We start from the raw sequence: 20,122 nt of genomic DNA, 5'->3' as shown, positions 1-20,122 counted from the left end.
CTTTTTCCCAATATTGTCATCATACCAGTGCCATGCTTCTTCATTAATAGGTTCCCCTACAGTTCCTAAAACTTTTAAGGATGATAAATCGTGTTTTTCAACGTGTTCAACACCTTCTTTAGCTAATACTCTAATTGCAGTAGGTGCTGTGTAGAATTGAGTAATTTTATGTTTTTCGACAATTTCCCAAAAGCGACCATAGTCAGGATAACTTGGAACACCCTCAAACATAACTGTAGTTGCTCCATTTGCTAACGGTCCATAAACAATGTAGCTATGTCCTGTGATCCAGCCTATATCGGCTGTACACCAATAGATATCATTTTCTCTATATTGAAATACATTTTTAAATGTATACGCACTATAAACCATATAGCCTGCGGTGGTGTGTACCATACCTTTTGGTGTTCCTGTAGAACCAGAAGTATATAATATAAATAATGGATCTTCAGCATCCAGGACAGTAGCTGTAAGCTCATCTGAAGCATTGTCTAAAAGTGGTTGTAGCCATTCATCACGGCCTTCTTTCATGTTGATTTCAGTATTAATACGTTTAACCACTAATACATCTTTAACTCCACTGCAATCTTCTAAAGCTTCATCAACAATTCCTTTTAAATCAATTGTTTTTGAACCTCTGTAAGAACCGTCTGATGTTACAACTAATTTACAATCACTATCGTTAATTCTAGTTGCTAATGCTGTAGCAGAGAATCCTGCAAAAACTACAGAATGAATAGCGCCAATTCTTGCACAAGCCAATACTGAAATAGCCAATTCTGGAATCATCGGTAAATAAATACAAACTCTATCACCTTTTTTAATTCCTTTAGATTTTAAAACATGTGCAAACTTGTTTACACGGTGGTATAATTCTTTATATGTAATGTGTTGCGCTGCTTCACTTGGATCGTTTGGTTCAAATAAAATTGCGGTTTTTTCACCCCTAGTTGCTAGGTGTCTATCAATGCAATTTTCAGTGATATTGAGCTTAGCTCCTTCAAACCATTTTACTTCGGGTTTTTTAAAATCCCAACTTAAAACATTGTCCCATTTTTTACGCCATAGAAAATGTTCCTCCGCTATTTCTTCCCAAAAAGATTCTGGATTACGAACTGATTTTCTATATACTTGGTAGTATTCTTCTAGGTGTTTTATGTGATAATTACTCATTACAATTTTTTTAATTTTATTTATGAATCCCGATTTTTTGGGTTTGATATGTTGATTTTATTTCGTCAATTATGGATGCGTCATCAATTGTTGATGGTATGTTATATTGGTGTTCGTCAGCAATGTTACGCAACAATTTACGAAGAATTTTTCCACTTCTAGTTTTTGGTAATCGCTTAACAATATGAACATCTCTAAAGGATGCAACAGCACCTATTTCGCGTCTAACGTCTTGAATTATTTCTTTTTGAATAACATTAGTTTCTGAAATTTTCTCCGATTTCAAAACAATGAGACCTAATGGTTTTTGTCCTTTAATTTCGCAGTGTACTCCAAAAACGGCACATTCTGCAACAGCCTTATGTGAAGAAACAATTTCTTCCATTTCTGCAGTAGATAATCTGTGTCCCGCAACGTTGATTATATCATCTACGCGTCCGGTTATAAATACATATCCATCTTCATCTTTATAACCACCATCTCCAGAAAAATAATATCCAGGAAATCTATTTAAATATCCCATTTTAAAGCGTTCAGGGTTTTCCCAAAGGTTGCTCAATGTTCCTGGCGGTAAGGGTAGTTTTATGGCTACATATCCCTCAACACTATTTTCAACTTCTTCACCCTCTTCGTTTAATATTTGAATGTTATAACCACAAACGGGTAAACTTGCAGATCCAGGTTTTACAGGTTTTAAATCTACTCCTACCATATTCGAAATCATAGGCCAGCCACTTTCAGTTTGCCACCAATGGTCAATAATAGGTACTTTTAATTGCTCTTCTGTCCAGTTTAATGTTGCCACGTCGCAACGTTCTCCGGCTAAAAATTGATATTTCAAGCAAGACAAATCATATTTTTTAAGTAATGCTCCATCTGGATCTTCTTTTTTGATAGCTCTAATTGCAGTAGGAGCAGTAAACATTGCTTTCACATTGTGTTCGCTAATAACTCTCCAAAAAGTAGATGCGTCTGGAGTTTTAATGGGTTTACCTTCAAATAGAATTGTAGTATTTCTGTTTAATAATGGGCCATAAGCTATAAAGCTGTGTCCTACAACCCAACCTACATCACTTGCTGCCCAAAAAGTATCTCCTTCATCAACACCGTAAATGTATTTCATTGAAAATTTTAATGCAGTTGCGTATCCTCCTGTGTCCCTAACAATTCCCTTAGGTGTGCCGGTGGTTCCTGAAGTATATAATATATATGAAGGATGTGTAGATGGCATTGGAATAGCCTCAATGGAAGGAGATTTTTCAACTAAGGCTGAATAGCCTACATCATAGTTTTTGTGCTGTATGTTAACCCCTAATTTTCGGTCAAAAACAATTACCTTTTCGGGTTTATGGTTTGCTTTTACGATTGCTTCGTCAACAAAAGGTTTGTAAGGAATTATCTTGTCTATTTCTATTCCATTTGATGCTGTGATAATTAGTTTCGGCTTACAGTCATCAATTCTTATCGCTAACTCGTGCGGTGCAAAGCCACCAAAAACAACTGAGTGTATAACACCAATTCTAGCACAAGCTAACATAGCATATAACGCTTGTGGAATCATAGGCATGTAAATAATTACGGTGTCACCTTTACTGAGTCCTAAATTTTGTAAACCTCCAGCTAGTTTTGATACTTCTTCATGGAGTGTGTTGAATGTAATATGTTCTTTCGTGTTTGTAACAGGAGAATCATAAATAATCGCATTTTGATTTCCAAAACCATCCTCTATATGTTTGTCAATACATAGGTAGCTTAAATTTAATTCGCCATCTTCAAACCATTGATCATAATTGTGCTGGTCCTTCGATAAAATTGTAGAGGGTGTTTTGTACCATGCTAAATTATTCGCTTGAGATTGCCAAAAACGTTCAGGATTATCAATACTGTCATTGTAAAATTTTGAATACTTCATGACTTCGGAATTTTAGGATTAAATAAACCGAACCAATTAGGATTAAGAACCTTTAGTTTGATAAGAGACCAAGGCATAGCAACAAGGCATAGACCTATTACAAGAGATTGTAATGCGGTTACACCTGCTTCATTTTCAAACTTTATTCTATAAAATAAAGTGAGCACAACATATATAGTTAACACTATATCTGAAGTACGCGGGTTTATCTTAAATTTCACGTCTTAAAATTTTAATTAAACATTGTTTGTTTGCACACAAAACCAACATTTAAAAAGACTTATAAGACTACTTTTAAGTCACAAGTTCCAGTATTTCTGAAACTATTTTTTTTACTGAAAAAGGTTTTATTAAATATTTATCTGCTCCAATTTTTAAACCCTTTTCAATATCTGAAGCTTTATTTTTTGCAGTAAGGAAAACTACTTTTGTAGCTTCTAAACTAACGGTATTTTTTATGTGTTTTAATGTTTGATATCCATCAACATTAGGCATCATAATATCCAATAATACGATATCTGGAATAGTGTCTTTTAAAATCGTTAAAGCTTCACTACCATCCCTTGCAATAAACACCTCAAAACCCTTTTTTTTAAAAGCGTATTCTAGCGACATTACTATGTTTGGCTCATCATCAACAATTAAAATTCTGTGCTTCATAAATCAAGATGTAATTTAGCTAATTGGCAACGTAAAAACAAATTTTGCACCTGTTTTTTTCGTTTTGTCTACCCATATTTTACCTTTATGTTTTTCAACAATTTGCTTTGTTATCGCTAAGCCCAATCCACTACCTTCTGGTTTAATGGTATTTTGATGTTGCGATTGATAAAATTTGTCAAAAATGTATTCCATATCTTCGTTAGGGACTCCCTTTCCATTATCAGAAACTGAAATTTCTAATTCATTATTACCTAGTATGTAATCAACTTCAATTATTCCTATTTCAGGTTCACAAAACTTAATGGCATTAGAAATTAAATTCATCAAAACCTGAAGAATTCGGTCTTCATCATAATCTAGTTTGAAGCGGTAAACATTGTTAAGTTTTAATGTAATTCCTTTTTTTGCAGCAATATGCTGTGTATTTGCAATCGCTTTATTAATAGTTTCATGAATGTCCAAATAGGTGATATCTAAACTCAAGCGACCTGTTTCTAGTTTTTCAAAATCTAAAATATTATTGATTAGACGGCCTAGCCTATCTGAGTCTTGGAGGATATTGGAAAGAAATTGTTTCTTAATTTCAGTAGGCATATCATCTTCATCATCCATTAGCAGTTCAGTTGCGGCTCTAATTCCTGTAATTGGTGTTTTTAATTCGTGCGCAACAGTATCTAAAAACTCATCTTTTTGTTTATCCTTAATTACTAATTCTTTGTTGGCATCTTTTAGTTTTGAGGATAGTTGTGAAAGCTCATCGGATTTTTCGAGTAATATTTTATTGCTTACGATATTTTCCTTTGATTCTTCTAAAATTCTTAAAACTTCAATCAAACTTATTTGTTCCTCTTTAACCACTTTAGCAATCAATATTTTTGCCGAAGCACTACCAATACTTCCAGTTAAAAGCTTTTCAGAAAAATTAATTAATCGAGCATCAGCTAATTGAGTGTCTAGGGGTAATTTATATTTCGTAAAAAATAATCTTAAAGCTCTACTTGCTTTTTTCTCCCCTAAAAACCGAACAAGAACACTTTTAATATCGGCCACATAAGCCTCACCTTTCCATACAAGCGCACTGTCTTGTAATGCCTTAAAATTATTGCTGTCAACAAACATTTCGGCATAATTTCGTTCTCTATAATTTCCTTTGGTAATGATTGAAAATATTAAATAGCAAAGAAGATTAAAAAGTATACTCCAGAAAAATGCGTGTGCTGGCGGACTTAAAAAATCTATGCCGAAAAGCGCATGAGGTTTAAGTGCTTCAATTCCATTAAACCCTAATTGAGTAAATGTATCTGTGCCTGTGTAGGCAACTAAAGTAAATGGAAGTATCAATGTGTAAAAGGTAATACAGAATCCAACGATGATACCAATGATTGCTCCTTTAGAAGAACCGCGATTCCAGAAAAGTCCAATAAAAAATGATGGGGCAAGCTGGGCTATAATTACAAATGAAATAAGTCCAATTGAATATAAAGACAGTTGTTTCGAAAAAAGAATATAAAAGAAATAGGCAATTATTATAATGGTGAAAATTGAAATACGTCTAATATTTTTAATGTATTTGGCATTTCGTTCGGGTTGATTTTTTATGAATTTATCTAAAAATCCATAAGGAATAATCAAGTTATTACTAACCATTATGGATAGGGCTAATGTCGAAACTACAACCATTGAGATTACAGCAGAAAAACCACCTAGAAAAACTAAAGTCGCTAAAAATGAATTGCCATTTTCTAAAGGAAGTAACAGTGTGTAATATTCTGAATTTACAGCACCATCAAAAGTCAATTTTCCTGCCCAAGCAATAAAGATTACAAACGCATTAAAAAGTAATAAATAAAGAGGGAATAACCAGATTGCTTTCTTTAAGTATTTCTCACGATTGTTTTCTAATACCGAAACTTGAAATTGGCGTGGCAATAAAAAGATTGCCATAAAAGATAACGATATTAAAAACAGCCAATTAAAACCGTCTTCTAAACCATTTAAACTGGTGAGTTCTTTAAAATTATCGATTATAGATATTTGATTGTAAATATCAGTAGTGCCATCAAAAAGGTAGAAAGTGATATAAATACCAATAATTAGAAAAAATACAAGTTTTAAAATAGATTCGAAAGCTACCGATGCAATGATACCTGTATGTTTTTCTGAAGCATCTGCATTTTGGGTTCCGAAAAATGTTGCAAAAATGGCTAGTAATAGAGCTACGTAAAAAGTGGAATCATCTAATATATTAGTTGAAACATAACTAGTGTGATCAGCCATAATTTCAAAAGTTTCAGAAACTGCTTTTAGCTGTAATGAAATATATGGCAGTGTTCCAAAAAGACAAATGACTGTAACAAGTGCTCCTAAAAATACATTGTTTCCATAGCGGAGCGAAATAAAATCTGCTATTGACGAAATTTTATTCTGATTAGAAATTCGGATTACTTTTCGAAGTACTATAATCCACAACGGAGCGGCAATTACTGGGCCAATATAGATGGGTAGGAAGTCGATTCCGGAGTTCGCGGCAATACCAACACTCCCATAATAAGTCCATGCAGAACAGTAAACAGCTAGGGATAATGTGTAAACGTAAGGATTGTTTACCCATTTACTTTTCTTTCTTTTTTCAGCAAGAAAAGCAACATAAAATAACATTGCCAAATATGAAACAATGATAATTATGAGGATATAATTATTCATAGTGTCGTTTTAAAACTATTGCCGAAATAATAATAGAAAGCAGCCAGATTGAAAAAATAGAGAAGTAAAATGTTGGGATTCCAAATATGGCACCTTCAAAATTGAAAATCAAAACAAATGGAATATTGAAAGCTAAAAACAACGCAATCGATAATACGATAAGTTTTTGTTCGTGGCGTTTCTTCATATTTTACGGATTTCTATTTGTTTTTTGCGTGAGGGATTGAAGTGAAAATCCCGCAGCTCGACTATAAGGAAGAGCGAGGAATTGTAACACAAAGCCCGACCCTTGTGGTCACGCCATACAATACTAACTTCGGAAATTTTAATGGTTGAGCACTTGTGCTGTTATAATGTTATAAAGTTAAATAATTTTAATTAAGAAAATCAGCACCACAAAAATATGTAGTGCTGATTTATTACTAACTAAATTACTAATTTCTATACAAGTGTTATAGAATATCCTAACAGTTTAGTGTGCAGAAGCTTCCCCGGCTCCTGAAGGTATTCTAATATTTTCTACTATTTCTTGAACATTTTCTGGTGGTGCAGGTGTCATTCTAGAAATTATTACAGAGAAAATGAAGTTTACAAACATTGCGATTGTTCCAAATCCTTCTGGAGAAATACCAAACCACCAGCTAGATTTTAATCCAGCAACTGCTTCTTTTCCACCATCGAAAATTCCGAATTTAAATTTTAACATATAGAATAACATTAGTCCTAATCCTATAACCATTCCTGCAATTGCTCCTTCTTTATTCATTCGCTTGTCGAATATTCCTAAAACAATAGCCGGGAAAAAGGAGGCGGCTGCAAGACCAAAGGCTAGTGCGACGACGGCGGCGACAAATCCTGGTGGATTAATGCCAAAGTATCCTGCAATTACAACTGCAACTGCAGCAGCAAGACGTGCAGCGATAAGTTCGCCTTTTTCACTAATTTTTGGCATCAATATTTTTTTGAATAAATCATGAGAAATTGATGATGCAATTACTAATAACAAACCAGCAGCAGTTGAAAGTGCGGCTGCTAAACCACCAGCTCCTACAAGTGCGATTACCCAGTTAGGTAGTTTTGCAATTTCAGGGTTTGCTAGTACCATAATGTCACGGTCAATAGTAAGTTCATTAGTAGATTTATCTGCTACATATTGAACAACACCGTCATTGTTTTTATCTTCAAAGCCTAAAAGGCCTGTTTTTTCCCAGTTTCCAAACCATTCTGGTAAATCTGCATAATTTTCATTACTTACAGTTTCAATTAAGTTCACTCTTGCAAAAACTGCAACGGCAGGAACAGTAGTGTACATGATTGCGATAAATAATAAAGCCCATCCTGCAGATTTACGTGCATCTTTTACTTTAGGTACAGTAAAGAAACGAACGATTACGTGTGGTAATCCTGCTGTACCAGCCATTAATGCTAGTGTGATGGCAAATACGTCAATCATAGATTTACCTCCCGTGGTGTATTCACTAAAACCTAATTCTTTATGTAACCCATCTAATTTATCTAGTAAATAAACGCCATCTTCTCCAACTCCTCCAAATCCTAATTGTGGAATAGGGTTTCCTGTCATTTGTATAGAGATGAAAATGGCAGGTACCATAAAGGCAAATATCAATACACAGTATTGTGCAACTTGTGTGTAGGTGATTCCTTTCATTCCTCCTAAAACGGCGTAGAATAATACAATACCCATACCAATGTAAACTCCTGTGTCAATTTCAACTTCTAAATATCTTGAAAAAACGATTCCAACACCTCTCATCTGTCCTGCTACATAGGTAAAAGAAACAATTAATGCGGCGATTACTGCAACAATACGCGCGATATTCGAGTAGTATCTATCTCCAATAAAATCTGGCACAGTAAATTTTCCAAATTTTCTCAGATAGGGTGCGAGTAGTAATGCTAATAGTACATAACCTCCGGTCCATCCCATTAAGTAAACGGAACCGTCATATCCACCAAAGGATACGATACCAGCGAGTGATATAAATGATGCGGCAGACATCCAGTCAGCAGCTGTAGCCATACCGTTTACGATAGGGTGAACTCCACCACCGGCTACATAAAATTCTTTTGATGATCCGGCTCTAGCCCAAATTGCAATACCAATGTAAAGTGCAAATGTGATACCTACTAGTATCCAGGTCCAAGTTAATATTCCCATAATATATGTTTATTTTTTATAGTTAGTTTAATCGTCAAGACCGTATTTTTTATCCAGTTTATTCATTAATCGTATGTAAACGAATATGAGGATAACAAATACATAAATTGACCCTTGTTGAGCGAACCAGAAACCTAGTTTGAATCCGCCTAGTTTAATTTCATTTAATTGGTCTACTAGTAGAATTCCAAATCCAAAAGAGACTATAAACCAAATAGCTAGTAATATGGCTAGGTATCTTAGATTTTCTTTCCAATACGCAGTTGCGTTATCTTGTTTTTGTGACATAGTTGTTTGTTTATAGATAAATCATTGCCTGAAGTGAAATGACATTTGAGTCTAATTCACCAAACTTTTGATTTTTATATTCTAGTGTTAATTTTGAATTGTGTCCACTCATAAAAGCATTAACTCCTACGCCAAGAGTGTTTCGGTTATCGCTTACAGCATCGTAACTGTGAGTTCCATAACTTATATAAGGTTGGTATCTAGTTTTAGTAGCTTCGCCTTTAAAAACGTAACCTACGTGACCGTATAACATACTCCCTGTTCCGTAAGCACTAAATAAATAATCTTTTCCATAATCGTTAGACTGAAATACAGCGTAAGCAGTTATTGCGCTTCCGTTGTCGCTTAGTGGAGCATCGTAAAAAGCATCGACTGCAAATATTGAAACATCCTCACCTTGAAGATCTGGTGCAGTTTCTGAGCCAGTATCTATAACAGCTCCTTTAGGATGTAAAAAGAAACCTGCTCCTACGTTAAATACTTTTTTGCCTCCAAGATAAGTACCTACTTTGTACGGTAAAAAGTTCGATTCTTGATCAAAAAAGTGATAGTCAAAATATCCTGCATATGTTTTTCCAGCATCTTTAGAACCTAAAGTAGCTCGACCGTTGTAAACAGCTTCTCCACCTGCTATTGCAGTACGACTATCTAATGATGAAGCAGATGCATCGTTTATTGCTACTCTATATTGAAGTTTTTCAAACTGTCCTTTAGCAAAAACTCCTATATGCCTTGCAAATTGATCTGATAGGCCAATTGTAGCCCACGATTGACGGTTATTGTCAAGGGTCATCATATTCAATGTACTCTGATTGTTAAGTCTAGAAATTCCATTGAAATAATGTAATCCACCACCAACAGTGTGGTTTTTACCAATATTGTATTGTGCCCAAACATCGTGAAAAAATAATTGAGAACCATCACCTTTACCTGTAGGGCTTAAAGTGGAACTGTTTAAACTATTAAGTCCAAAATGCGTAAGAATTAAAAAATCCTTGTTGATTTGAGCAAACATCAATACACGTGCTCGACGTAAATTAAAACTCAGTTGACTGTTTTCATTTCCATTAGCATCTAAAGATTCGTCTAGATTATAATTGGCTTGAACTTGTGCCCAGGAAATTACACGGAGATACTTAGAGCCATCTTCGTTAAATTTCATTTTTAATCCTCCTGTATAATCTGGAGACCCTTGGGCATTTGAATACTGAAAGGATGCAAGTAGCAATCCCGTTAGTAAAAGTGTTAGTTTTCTCATTGATTGACTGGTTTAGTGGTGAATCATTGGTTCTGTGTGCACCGCTAAACTCTTAAAAACAACGTGTTAATGAAAACTTAATATATTTTTTTGGTAACTTACTATAGTTAATCTTTAAATCGTTCCCATTTTATAAGCATAAATTTATCACCAAGTTCGGTTACAATAACTCCTGCTCCTTTAATATTAGCAGCATTTTTAAAGTATTCACTAAGCTCTATCGCATTAAGTATTTTATATGTAGGGTGGTAGTTCGCGTTATAGGGTCTTTTAATGTTATATTTTTTAACCCAATTCATAATGCTAACGTGAGAAATACCTAAAATACGCTCAATTTCTCGATAGGTTAAACCTTCTAAATATAGTTGTAATGATTTATTGACGTAATAGTCGTCAATTTTCTTTCCTACCTTATTTACAGTGAAGAAGTAGTTACATTCTTTACACTTATAGCGCTGTCTATTATTGACAATCCCACTCTTAATTTTTTTATCTGAACCACAATTTGGGCAAGCTTCAATTTTCATATATACTAAATTAGCATAAATATATTAATTTAGCAACTATTATTAGTTAGGCTTATTGCATCTCTGTATTGTATTGAACATATTATTCTGAACATTTCAATCTCTTCACAATACTGTAGGTGCTTTTTTAGTTGTTATTTAATAAGGAAAGTGTTATTCTATCCGAGTTTAATTTTTAAATAGCAAATTATCTAAAATTGATATTTTAATTGATTGATATGGCACGAGATTTGGACATTAAATAAGTTTAAATTCTATTAAATATTTCAGTAAATAAAATAAAATATTTAATAGGTATTTAGCTGATTATTAGGGGAATATTTAGTAAAATTGCACAAATTTATAATTATATATATGAAGAAAATTGTAAACACTTATTTACTAGTAACATTTTTAACTTTATTAGGCACAAGTGTTTTCTCGCAGGAACTTCCAATCTCAGAAGATTGTGATATTGATCCTATTGGTAATTTACAAGATGAGGTTTTACAAAAAAATCTTGAATTAGAGATATTTAAAAATAGAAGTTGGAAATCGCTTGTTCAAAATAAGCATATGTCAGTCGCTATCGTTGATCTTTCTGATATAAATAACGTTACATATGCTGGTTTAAATGATAAGCATATGATGTATGCTGCAAGTTTGCCAAAAATTGCGGTTCTTTTAGCTGCTATGGATGCATTGGATAAAGGAGAATTAAAAGATTCACCAGAAATCCAAAAAGACATGCGTTTAATGATTAGTAAATCTAATAACCAAGCGACAACAAGAATGATTGATCGTTTAGGGTATGAAAAAATTGAAGAAGTTCTAAGAATGCCGAAGCATAAATTATATGCTGAAGATCAAGGAGGTGGATTATGGGTAGGTAAACGTTATGCAGCAGGTGGTAAGCGGCATCCAGAACCTATGAAAGGATTGAGTCATGCAGCGACAACTCGTCAAGTATGTAGTTTTTACTACCAGCTAGCTATGGGTAATTTGATAAGTGAGGCTAGAAGCGAGGCTATGTTAGATATAATGGAGGATCCAGCGTTACACCACAAATTTGTTAATACATTAGATCGTATAGCTCCTAAAGCACGGTTGTTTAGAAAATCTGGTTCTTGGAAAAATTACCATAGCGATTCAGTTTTAGTTTGGGGACCTAACCGTAAGTATATTATGGTTGCTTTAATTGATAACGAATTTGGAGAACAAATTATAAGAGATTTAGTAATTCCTTTAGAAAAAGCAATGAAAAATTCACGTTCTTTATAGGGTCTAACCAACCAACTGAGCATGCTCAAAAATTTATTTAAAAAAACCTTTGATATAAGAGATGGGGAAATCCGCATCTCTTTTTTTATGCAGTTATATATTTTTCTGCTTATCTCGGTTTTATTAATGGTGAAACCTACCATTAACGCATTGTTTCTTTCAAAACTAGGCGCAGATCATTTACCATATGGTTATATTCTTGTAGCAATTATAGCTGTAATTACTTCTTATTTTTACAACAAAGCCATACGGAGTTATTCACTTAAACGTATTACCATAAGCACACTTGTGTTCTTTAGCATGAGTTTTATTGTTTTAGGAATTCTTATGTACAATAAAGCTTTAAATGAGTGGGTGCTTTATACATATTACTTAAGTGTAGCATTGTTTGCAGTGCTTGTTACATCGCAGTTTTGGGTGATTGCAAACCTTGTTTTTAATGCTCGAGAAGCAAAAAGGTTGTTCGGTTTTATTGGCGCTGGAGCAATAGCTGGTGGGATCTTTGGAGGTTATATTACATCATTGATTGCGCCTATCTTCGGAAATGTTACAGTCATTATCCTTGCAGCACTTTTAATTTTACTTTGTATCCCACTAATACAGGTAGTTTGGCGATTGCGTATTAGAAAAATGAGTAGTTATAGTATCAACCAGAAAAAGGTTGCAGCTAACGAAACCTATAGTACACCATATAAAATTATTATTAAATCTAAACATTTAAGCTATCTCGCAGCAATTGTAGGGGTAGGAGTGATAATGGCAAAACTTGTTGATTATCAATTCAGTGATTTTGCTAACAGAGCAATTCCTGATACTGATGAGTTGGCTTCTTTTTTCGGCTTTTGGTTTTCATCTTTTAACGTAGTTGCATTATTGATTCAATTATTTGTTACGAACAGAGTTTTGGCTTGGCTAGGGGTAACTACAAGTCTAATGATTCTGCCATTAGGGATTGCAGTGGGATGTTTGTTATTCTTAACATTTCCGGAGTTATGGGTGCTCATTTTAATTAAAGGAATGGATGGTAGTTTTAAGCAATCATTGAATAAAGCAGGAATAGAGCTTGCTATTTTACCTATTCCGTTGCATATTAAAAGTCAAGCAAAATCGTACATTGATGTTGTTGTAGATAGTATTGCAACAGGATTTGCTGGCTTACTTTTAATATTTGTTATTAAAAAGCTAAACCTTAGTACGTCTTACATTACCGTCATCATTATCTTCATTTTGTTTATTTGGATGTTTTTAATTTATAAACTTCGCGAAGCATATTTTGAGTCTTTCAGAAACAATATTCAAAGTGCAATAGTTCAAACTGAAAAGCCAAGAGCTTTGATTAAACGTCGTATTAATTTAAATACAACCATTAAAATATTGCGAGATGGAACGGAAGCCGAAATTTTATATACTTTAAACAGTCTGCAAGAATATCAATTAAGAACGCTCGAAAACCAAATTACAAAGCTTTTAGATAATCCATCTATTGTTGTAAAGAAAGCAGCAATTGAACAATTGTACTTCTACAAAAAGGGAGCGGCTGTAAACAAAATTGAACAACTCATTTTTGAAAAAAATGACGGACTTGTTTACAAAGCAATGGAGTATTTATTACATCACACACTAATAGATGATAAACAGATTTATAATAAATATCTGGATCACTCATCTTCTTATATTTCACAAGCAGCATTATTGTGTTTAGCTAAAGAGTCTCAGTTAAATCAAAAACTAGCTGATAATTATAACTTACACAACCGAATTCAAAAGCAAATTCGGGAGTTGTTTTTAGCTGAAACAGCTACTCGTAAAGAGGAAATTGCAGAGCTTTTAATGACTATTGCTCACGCAAAAGAGCCTAAGTTTTATTCTTTTATCGCAACACAGTTTTATAATAAGGAACCTTACATTGTAGGTTACGCTATTAAAGCTGCAGGTATCTCCGCTCACGAACCATTTGTAGATACGTTACTCAATTTTCTTGCTGAGAAGCAATACCGTAAGGTTTCAACACAGGCTTTGAGAAATTTCGGTGTTGGAATTATTACGAACATTCTTAAGAAGGATAAATCTCAATCTTTTGATGAGTCTATCAAGCGATATTTGCCTAAGGTTATAGAGTCGTTTAAAAATAGAGAAGCGATACGTGTGTTAATGCGTTTACTAAATAGTAAGGATTTTGTAATTCGTTTAGAGGCAGCTAAATCGTTAAATAACATTCGTAAAAATGGTGCGGCTTTTAATATAGATCAACGCAAACTAACAAGAGTAATTTTAAAAGAAAGTAGTTACTATCGCAACTCAATAAATACAGCGGCATCGATAAAAGGGGTTATTGAAAAATCTGGTATCGAAGATATTTTAGATTCTGATCTTGAAACTGATAAAGTAATCGCTTTAGAAAATTTACTTGAAATACTTTCAGATCAATTACAGCAGAGTCTTGATGCGATATTTCAATTACTGAGTCTTAAATATGACCAAGTGGATATTGAAACGGCTTATTTCGGTTTACAAAGCGAATTGCGTGAAACTAAAATAAATGCTTTAGAATTTTTAGATAATTTGTTGCAATCTAGATTGAAGAATGCAGTGCTTCCATCTATTGAACATCATATAATTGATGCTGAAGGCAATCACGTTTCAGATTATGAAGTTAAAATACTTACTGAAAAACAAGCTTTATTACGTTTGTTGAACAATAGAGGTGCTAGAATGAAAGTGGCAGTGGTGCAGGTCATGCAGTATTCAGATGATGCATCATATACCAACCGAATGATTCCTCTGTTAAAGCACAAAAACCAAAAAGTGCGTATTTCTGCAAAAAACGCACTTGATGAGTTAAGAAGCAGACTAAAAAAATAGTCTGTAAAATGTTAATTGGCCGTTACCGCTTTATCAATAGCTGATGCTAAATACATGTGTTCTCCAGCAGAATTTTTACTTAGTACATTCGTCATTAAACATACAATGTATCTTTTTCCATTAGGGTGTTCAACTGTAATAACTGAATTCATATAATTGAACTTATTACCAGCGTAATCACCACACGGTGCACTTTTAGTTTTATCACAGCTGTAGAAACTTCCAGATTTGAAATAAACTCTAGCGCTATCTAATTTACTTGATTTCGCATAACGAATACGGCGATCTGTTATATATAGCAAGCGCTTCATTTCAAGGCTTGATTCCTTGTCTATAACATTCCCTTGTTCTAATTGCACAAGATATTTCATTAGGCCCTTAGGCGTTCCTATACTGCCTCCTAAACGACCAACATATTTCCCTGCTGGATCTGTAAACATTCCGCCTAATCTCCAATCGTCTTCCGTTATTCCAATTTCTCTTAACGGCTCATTCACTACGGTATTTGCTAATAATGTAAGGGTGTCTCTTGGAGTATCAACAAAGTACTGTTCAGCATCTTTATTTGATAGTCTTGGGTATTCTTTTCCAAAAGCAGCCATCAACATAGCTTCACGATACATCACACTTGCAGCTCCATTATTGCTTACTGATAACATATGGTCAAGCCATTCGAATAAAGTAAATTCATCACTTGCAACAACTTGCCTTTTTGTCAATTTATCTTTTTCTACATCGTAGATAGGTATAGTGTGGTGATCTCCAGTTCCCCAATAACGAGAATCAACAGTTTTATTGCAAAGTAGTGCAATGCGAGCTTCAAAATCATCAGGATACATTTTCTTCATTTGATAAAACACAGCGTTTAATACTGCAATCTTTCCAACACTTCCAGGTTGATATCCTACATTTTCTCTATGAGCAGCATATTTTAAATTGTTAGGATCAGTTATATCCATCACTGCTAATGAGTAAGCACCTCCTGGAGTTATTCGTTGAATTTTTCTTGAGAATTCGCTATCTTCTTTTAAAAGACTATCTATGTTTTTATAGCTTATTTCACTTAAGTTAAGGCGTATGTCATCAATACTTCCTTTTGCTCCAAAAGGTATACGTTTATATTCATCTCCTTTTTCAAGGGTCTTTTTAATTTCTAATAATCTCTTTATTCTTGAGCGTTCGTAACCATCAATAGGATAAAATCCTAAGGATAGAAAGATCCCAATTCCTACTATTGCAATTCCTATATTTTTCATTGTTGGTTTGTTAATTGTTGTTGGTTTCTAATGGTAATTTCACCCACACTTTTTTGGTATAGTCAATTTCGGGTGTTATTGATTTTAAGTAGTCACTGCTTTTAGCTTTCTTGTTTTCTACAAAAGGTCTAATCTGAAATAACCATAACTTATCATTTGCAAAACCTAGTTCCACATCCCAAGCACCCTTGTATTCGGTTCCAGTTTCTTGCGGTATTTTAGTTCTAATTTCTTGAGCAATATTTTTTATATCTGAAATATTCTTTTCGTTTAATATTTCGGTTTGAAACGTTGTAATATTTTTAGTTGTCCCACCTGTTGATGGTAGTCTCAAATAGCTTTCTTCTCTCGCAGGCGCTAATAAATAGTTTGTCTTTGATGTAATTAAGCGAGTTTCTGCAATTTGACCGTCAACGGCTCCACCAGCACCACGGCTAAAGGCTACAGTTAAGTCATCATCAGTACCGCGATTGATACCTTTTGTTATTATAACACCACTGTATTCAACGTCTACACTTGGAATAATAAGTATTGATGGAAAAACATTCTCAGGATTGTTGAGGTATTTTTGCCTCCATTTAAAACTGCGTTCTGTGTATGGTGAAGCCCACACTTTTTTGATACCTTCGGTGATGTTTTTTTCTGAAAGTATATTGAAGAGTGTTAAGTTTAGACCAGCGCCAGTAAACTCTTTTAAGTCTTCCATATTTGTGTCACTTCTTAAAAATACAGGCACATTTCCGATGGAATTACCAAACGATTTTTTAAATCCTTCTTGTAACTGTGAAACGAAAACAGGATCTAATGGCATTTGTTCAATAGCCGATTTTAACTTTGAAAGACGATTTAATTGAAATTGTTCAACTTCATTTTCGTTGGTATTATTGCTTCGCATAATATCAGCATCTTTGAAGGTTTTATTTAAATATTGCCAAAAAGTTACACCCTCACCAGGCATTTGTTGGTCCATATGTTTTCTGAAAATCCCAAAAGGAATGATTAATCCTTCCACCACATTTTCTGGAAACATCTTTTTAAGCTGCCCTAGGTTAGCTGCTTTAGGGCCACATAACTTGCCTGAGTCGCTAGCGTCAACATCTCTCATGTTTAAAACGTTAGTTACATCTAAACGAATGTCTTCAACAGGAACTGCAATTTTTTCTTGATTGCGCTCTTTTTTACTAAAAAGTGCTGTTTCTTCCTCACTCATATCAGCTTCAGTTTTAAGAATCACATTTCCTTTTTCGGTTACAGCGTAAAACACTTTTTTGCCATCATATTTTTTAAGCGCTTTTAAATTATTGCCTGAAAGTGCTGCATTGGGTATTCCTAAATTTCTAGCTAATAATTGAACGTGCGAAACAAGGTTTCCTTCACTAACCGTCATAATACCAGCAACAGGTTTTAAATCGCTTGGTGGTTTTTGGAAAATATAAATCTTGTCCGTATCTATTGGCACATTTTCTGGAGATTCTTCTATAACTACTAACTCTCCATAAGCATAACCAGGGTTTAAACCTCTAACGCTACTTTGAGAGTCAATGTCCATAATGCTATTTGAAATGTTAGCATATTTAGAGATTAATGCACCTAGTTCACTAACGCTTTCCCCAAGGTCTAATGCAACTGATGAGCGAACGCGGTCATCAATAAAACCATATGCTTTAGGTTCGAATGTAGTGTACGTATCAACTATGTCACCATAAGTAGCTTTAGTCATAGCAGCACTCCATTCTACAATACCGCGAGAGGTTTGTAGAAATTGGTTGAGTTGTTCAATCGTTATGTCTTTGTTTCCTAAATGAACTTCAAGATCATTCTTTACTTTATCCCATTCCCATAATTCAATAAGTCCAGTTCCAGCTGCTGCAATACTTAAATGTCTTATTTTTTCTAATAATCCCGTAAGGTCATCAGGGTTCCACTCTTGTGTTTTTTTTAATAATACATCTTCAATAGCATTAGAAAGATCTAATAATAATAAGCGATCGTTTCCAGTAGTAGCATCGGTAATTGAAGTCCTAATTACACATAGTATATCAGCTAAAGCTGGCACGGCGTTTTCTGGTGCATCTGTATCTTTATAACTTTCTAAAAACTGAATTAATCGTGCTCTAGTTTCATTGGTTTTAGATACTTGTTCTACTTGTGAACGAAGCGTGCTAACATTTAAAGGTGCGTAAAAGTCAGCCATGGTTTGCTGTAGCGAAGCAAACTCTTCTTTAAGTTTAGGAGATAATTTGTCGTTATGTTTTAATTGGAAATTTTTCACCATTTCAATATCCTCAACTGATGGGTTTCCGTGTATTTTAATACGGGCGTCCATAAATTTAGGGTAAGCATCTGCAATTATTTTACTTTCGCTTCGCATTGCTTGCGCGAGGTTGCTGTCGCCGTCATGTGGAATATCGCGTAGAGATTGGCGTAATAAATAATAGTGGTTTGTAATACGAGAATCTCTTGGAAGAAATTTTTCGTAAAAAGCTACACCCCAAGCTTGTTCATCTTCACTTTGTATTGCACCTCGATAAAATTGCGATTGTCGCTGGATCCATCCATCGTCTACGCTTTCAAGATATTTATTTAATTGGTATTGTTTAAGACGACTTTGATGATTGTCTTCATCCCAAAAAGCAGTACGATTAGTACCAGCTAGTATCTCTCCAAAGTACAGCTTGTATTTTTTAGCGATTTCCTTAGTGTCGTCACGATAGTCTGCGTGCTGTACTGCGTCATCTTTATTTTCTGGACAAGGATCTCGAGCATCGCGAACTTCACCATCTTTACAAAACCAATGGATACTTTTATAAGGTCCACGAGCATTTGTTTTAAAGAATGCTATTTTCTCTTTAAGGTATGAAGTAGGAATTTCCTGTGCTTGAGCCGAATTAATTACTGAAAATAAAAAAACGCCTATTGTAGTAATAAGTGTTTTTTGAACGTAGTGGTTAGATTTCATAAATAAACTTTAATGGAAATAGGTTGCGTTATTGTTAGTTGTATGTAATGTAACTATAGTTTTTGACTAGTTATTTATTGTTATAAATTAAAAGTAAAAATTACTGAGAATTTATTTTGAAATTCATAAAATAAACAAATCATTCAATACTTAAAGTTACCATAAATATTATAAGTAAATCATTCGTATACTGTGTTTTAACTTACCTTAGTATTTAAAATAAAAATAGTGAGAGGTGATGTCTTAAAAAATATCTTTAACACACTTTAACGCCTATTATTGGTGATGTAAGAAAGTTTTGTTAAGGTTCTGTTTGATGCAATATGCTGAAATTTTATGAATACTTCGGTTAAATGGTTTGTTAGTCGAAAAGCCAACTTATTAATCAATAAAGAGGGTTTAAAATATATATTATTTATTATTTTTCATCTCTGAAACAGGTATTAAATCTTTAAAATTTTGGCGAAAGCCAACCACTTATGAAACTATTAGGAATAGGCTCGCGAATTGATCATTCAGAATATGGAAAAGGAGTTGTGACAAACGTTACTTCAACAATGTATTGGGTTACTTTTATTGAAAAAGGACTAGAAACAATAGCAATTGATGCTGACTTTAAGGTCATAGAGGCAGCTGAAGACGAAGTGGATTCGGTTAGTTTTTATGAAATAGAAGCGTCACTTATTCAAATATTAAAAAAATGGAGTGATACTAGCGAAGTAGTACCATTGGCAGATAAATATAGAGGTGGTAAAATGATACTTCAACCTGAAGATGTAAGCCTTTCAAATAAGGAAATTCCTATAAATACATTTTTCCATAAAATTGTTATGTTACGTGATAGATTGCGTGTAATGGAGCAAAAAATAAATAGCAGTAAAAATCTAGACGATCAAGAAAAAATTGATTTGCAACAGTATATTACTCGCTGTTATGGAAGCTTGACAACTTTTAATGTGTTGTTTAAAAATAACAGTCAAAATTTTAAAGGAGACAGCAGTAAAAAATAAGGAGGCTAATATTTTAAAAGCTGGCCGTTTAGCGTTGTAAAACAAAAAGCGGTTACTTACGTTAGGTATTCA

Annotated in this window: 15 protein-coding genes; 3 read left to right on the top strand and 12 right to left on the bottom strand. The window is 33.8% G+C overall.

The window, feature by feature from the left end:
- From GBH57_RS09965 to GBH57_RS09920, 10 genes are all read right to left on the bottom strand, one after another.
- Positions 1–1,173 (bottom strand): AMP-binding protein (locus GBH57_RS09965; RefSeq protein ID WP_151674343.1); only part of this gene is annotated, 1,173 nt, incomplete at its 3' end.
- A 16-nt stretch (positions 1,174–1,189) separates the two neighbouring features.
- Positions 1,190–3,085 (bottom strand): acetate--CoA ligase, encoded by a 1,896-nt coding sequence (locus GBH57_RS09960; RefSeq protein ID WP_151674342.1) that lies wholly within the window; start codon positions 3,083–3,085, stop codon positions 1,190–1,192.
- Entirely contained in the window at positions 3,082–3,306 is a 225-nt protein-coding gene (locus GBH57_RS09955; protein ID WP_151674341.1) for a hypothetical protein, read from the bottom strand. Before GBH57_RS09955 ends, GBH57_RS09960 begins: the two co-directional genes overlap by 4 nt.
- Positions 3,307–3,379: 73 nt before the next feature.
- Positions 3,380–3,745, bottom strand: coding sequence for a response regulator transcription factor (locus tag GBH57_RS09950; protein WP_151674340.1), 366 nt, complete (start codon positions 3,743–3,745; stop codon positions 3,380–3,382).
- A 15-nt stretch (positions 3,746–3,760) separates the two neighbouring features.
- Positions 3,761–6,451, bottom strand: coding sequence for a sensor histidine kinase (locus tag GBH57_RS09945; protein ID WP_151674339.1), 2,691 nt, complete (start codon positions 6,449–6,451; stop codon positions 3,761–3,763).
- Entirely contained in the window at positions 6,444–6,638 is a 195-nt protein-coding gene (locus GBH57_RS09940) for a hypothetical protein (protein WP_151674338.1), read from the bottom strand. The genes GBH57_RS09945 and GBH57_RS09940 overlap by 8 nt, the downstream gene beginning before the upstream one ends.
- Positions 6,639–6,923: 285 nt before the next feature.
- Positions 6,924–8,630, bottom strand: coding sequence for a sodium:solute symporter family protein (locus GBH57_RS09935; protein WP_151674337.1), 1,707 nt, complete (start codon positions 8,628–8,630; stop codon positions 6,924–6,926).
- A 27-nt stretch (positions 8,631–8,657) separates the two neighbouring features.
- Entirely contained in the window at positions 8,658–8,918 is a 261-nt protein-coding gene (locus tag GBH57_RS09930; protein ID WP_151674336.1) for a DUF4212 domain-containing protein, read from the bottom strand.
- A 10-nt stretch (positions 8,919–8,928) separates the two neighbouring features.
- On the bottom strand, positions 8,929–10,176 hold the full coding sequence (locus GBH57_RS09925; RefSeq protein WP_151674335.1) for a hypothetical protein: 1,248 nt from the start codon (positions 10,174–10,176) through the stop codon (positions 8,929–8,931).
- Between the two features lie 107 nt (positions 10,177–10,283).
- Positions 10,284–10,703, bottom strand: coding sequence for an IS1/IS1595 family N-terminal zinc-binding domain-containing protein (locus tag GBH57_RS09920; RefSeq protein WP_151674334.1), 420 nt, complete (start codon positions 10,701–10,703; stop codon positions 10,284–10,286).
- A 354-nt stretch (positions 10,704–11,057) separates the two neighbouring features.
- On the opposite strand from GBH57_RS09920, the gene GBH57_RS09915 reads away from it, so the two are divergent.
- Complete coding sequence (locus GBH57_RS09915; RefSeq protein ID WP_151674333.1) at positions 11,058–11,963, top strand: serine hydrolase; 906 nt, start codon at positions 11,058–11,060, stop codon at positions 11,961–11,963.
- A gap of 87 nt (positions 11,964–12,050) precedes the next feature.
- Entirely contained in the window at positions 12,051–14,825 is a 2,775-nt protein-coding gene (locus GBH57_RS09910; protein ID WP_235904687.1) for an Npt1/Npt2 family nucleotide transporter, read from the top strand.
- 11 nt (positions 14,826–14,836) lie between these two features.
- On the opposite strand, the gene GBH57_RS09905 is transcribed toward GBH57_RS09910, so the two are convergent.
- The gene (locus tag GBH57_RS09905) at positions 14,837–16,081 is read right to left on the bottom strand and encodes a serine hydrolase (RefSeq protein ID WP_151674331.1); all 1,245 of its coding nucleotides are present in this window, start codon (positions 16,079–16,081) and stop codon (positions 14,837–14,839) included.
- Between the two features lie 10 nt (positions 16,082–16,091).
- A complete protein-coding gene (locus GBH57_RS09900; protein ID WP_151674330.1) occupies positions 16,092–19,040 on the bottom strand; it encodes a PEP/pyruvate-binding domain-containing protein in 2,949 nt (982 codons plus the stop codon).
- Between the two features lie 479 nt (positions 19,041–19,519).
- On the opposite strand from GBH57_RS09900, the gene GBH57_RS09895 reads away from it, so the two are divergent.
- Positions 19,520–20,050: a DUF8685 domain-containing protein gene (locus tag GBH57_RS09895; protein ID WP_151674329.1), complete on the top strand. Its 531-nt coding sequence runs from the start codon at positions 19,520–19,522 to the stop codon at positions 20,048–20,050.
- Positions 20,051–20,122: the final 72 nt, after the last annotated feature.

Source organism: Patiriisocius marinus (genome assembly GCF_008974325.1).
Classification (GTDB): domain Bacteria; phylum Bacteroidota; class Bacteroidia; order Flavobacteriales; family Flavobacteriaceae; genus Patiriisocius; species Patiriisocius marinus.
The sequence above is the reverse complement of the archived record's forward strand: the minus strand, read 5'-3'. Positions and strand labels throughout refer to the sequence as shown.

Coding starts and splice junctions, on each gene's coding strand:
- GBH57_RS09960 (WP_151674342.1), bottom strand. CDS start 3,085: ATGAAGTATTCAAAATTTTACAATGACAGTATTGATAATCCTGAACGT.
- GBH57_RS09950 (WP_151674340.1), bottom strand. CDS start 3,745: ATGAAGCACAGAATTTTAATTGTTGATGATGAGCCAAACATAGTAATG.
- GBH57_RS09945 (WP_151674339.1), bottom strand. CDS start 6,451: ATGAATAATTATATCCTCATAATTATCATTGTTTCATATTTGGCAATG.
- GBH57_RS09940 (WP_151674338.1), bottom strand. CDS start 6,638: ATGAAGAAACGCCACGAACAAAAACTTATCGTATTATCGATTGCGTTG.
- GBH57_RS09935 (WP_151674337.1), bottom strand. CDS start 8,630: ATGGGAATATTAACTTGGACCTGGATACTAGTAGGTATCACATTTGCA.
- GBH57_RS09930 (WP_151674336.1), bottom strand. CDS start 8,918: ATGTCACAAAAACAAGATAACGCAACTGCGTATTGGAAAGAAAATCTA.
- GBH57_RS09925 (WP_151674335.1), bottom strand. CDS start 10,176: ATGAGAAAACTAACACTTTTACTAACGGGATTGCTACTTGCATCCTTT.
- GBH57_RS09920 (WP_151674334.1), bottom strand. CDS start 10,703: ATGAAAATTGAAGCTTGCCCAAATTGTGGTTCAGATAAAAAAATTAAG.
- GBH57_RS09915 (WP_151674333.1), top strand. CDS start 11,058: ATGAAGAAAATTGTAAACACTTATTTACTAGTAACATTTTTAACTTTA.
- GBH57_RS09910 (WP_235904687.1), top strand. CDS start 12,051: ATGCAGTTATATATTTTTCTGCTTATCTCGGTTTTATTAATGGTGAAA.
- GBH57_RS09905 (WP_151674331.1), bottom strand. CDS start 16,081: ATGAAAAATATAGGAATTGCAATAGTAGGAATTGGGATCTTTCTATCC.
- GBH57_RS09900 (WP_151674330.1), bottom strand. CDS start 19,040: ATGAAATCTAACCACTACGTTCAAAAAACACTTATTACTACAATAGGC.
- GBH57_RS09895 (WP_151674329.1), top strand. CDS start 19,520: ATGAAACTATTAGGAATAGGCTCGCGAATTGATCATTCAGAATATGGA.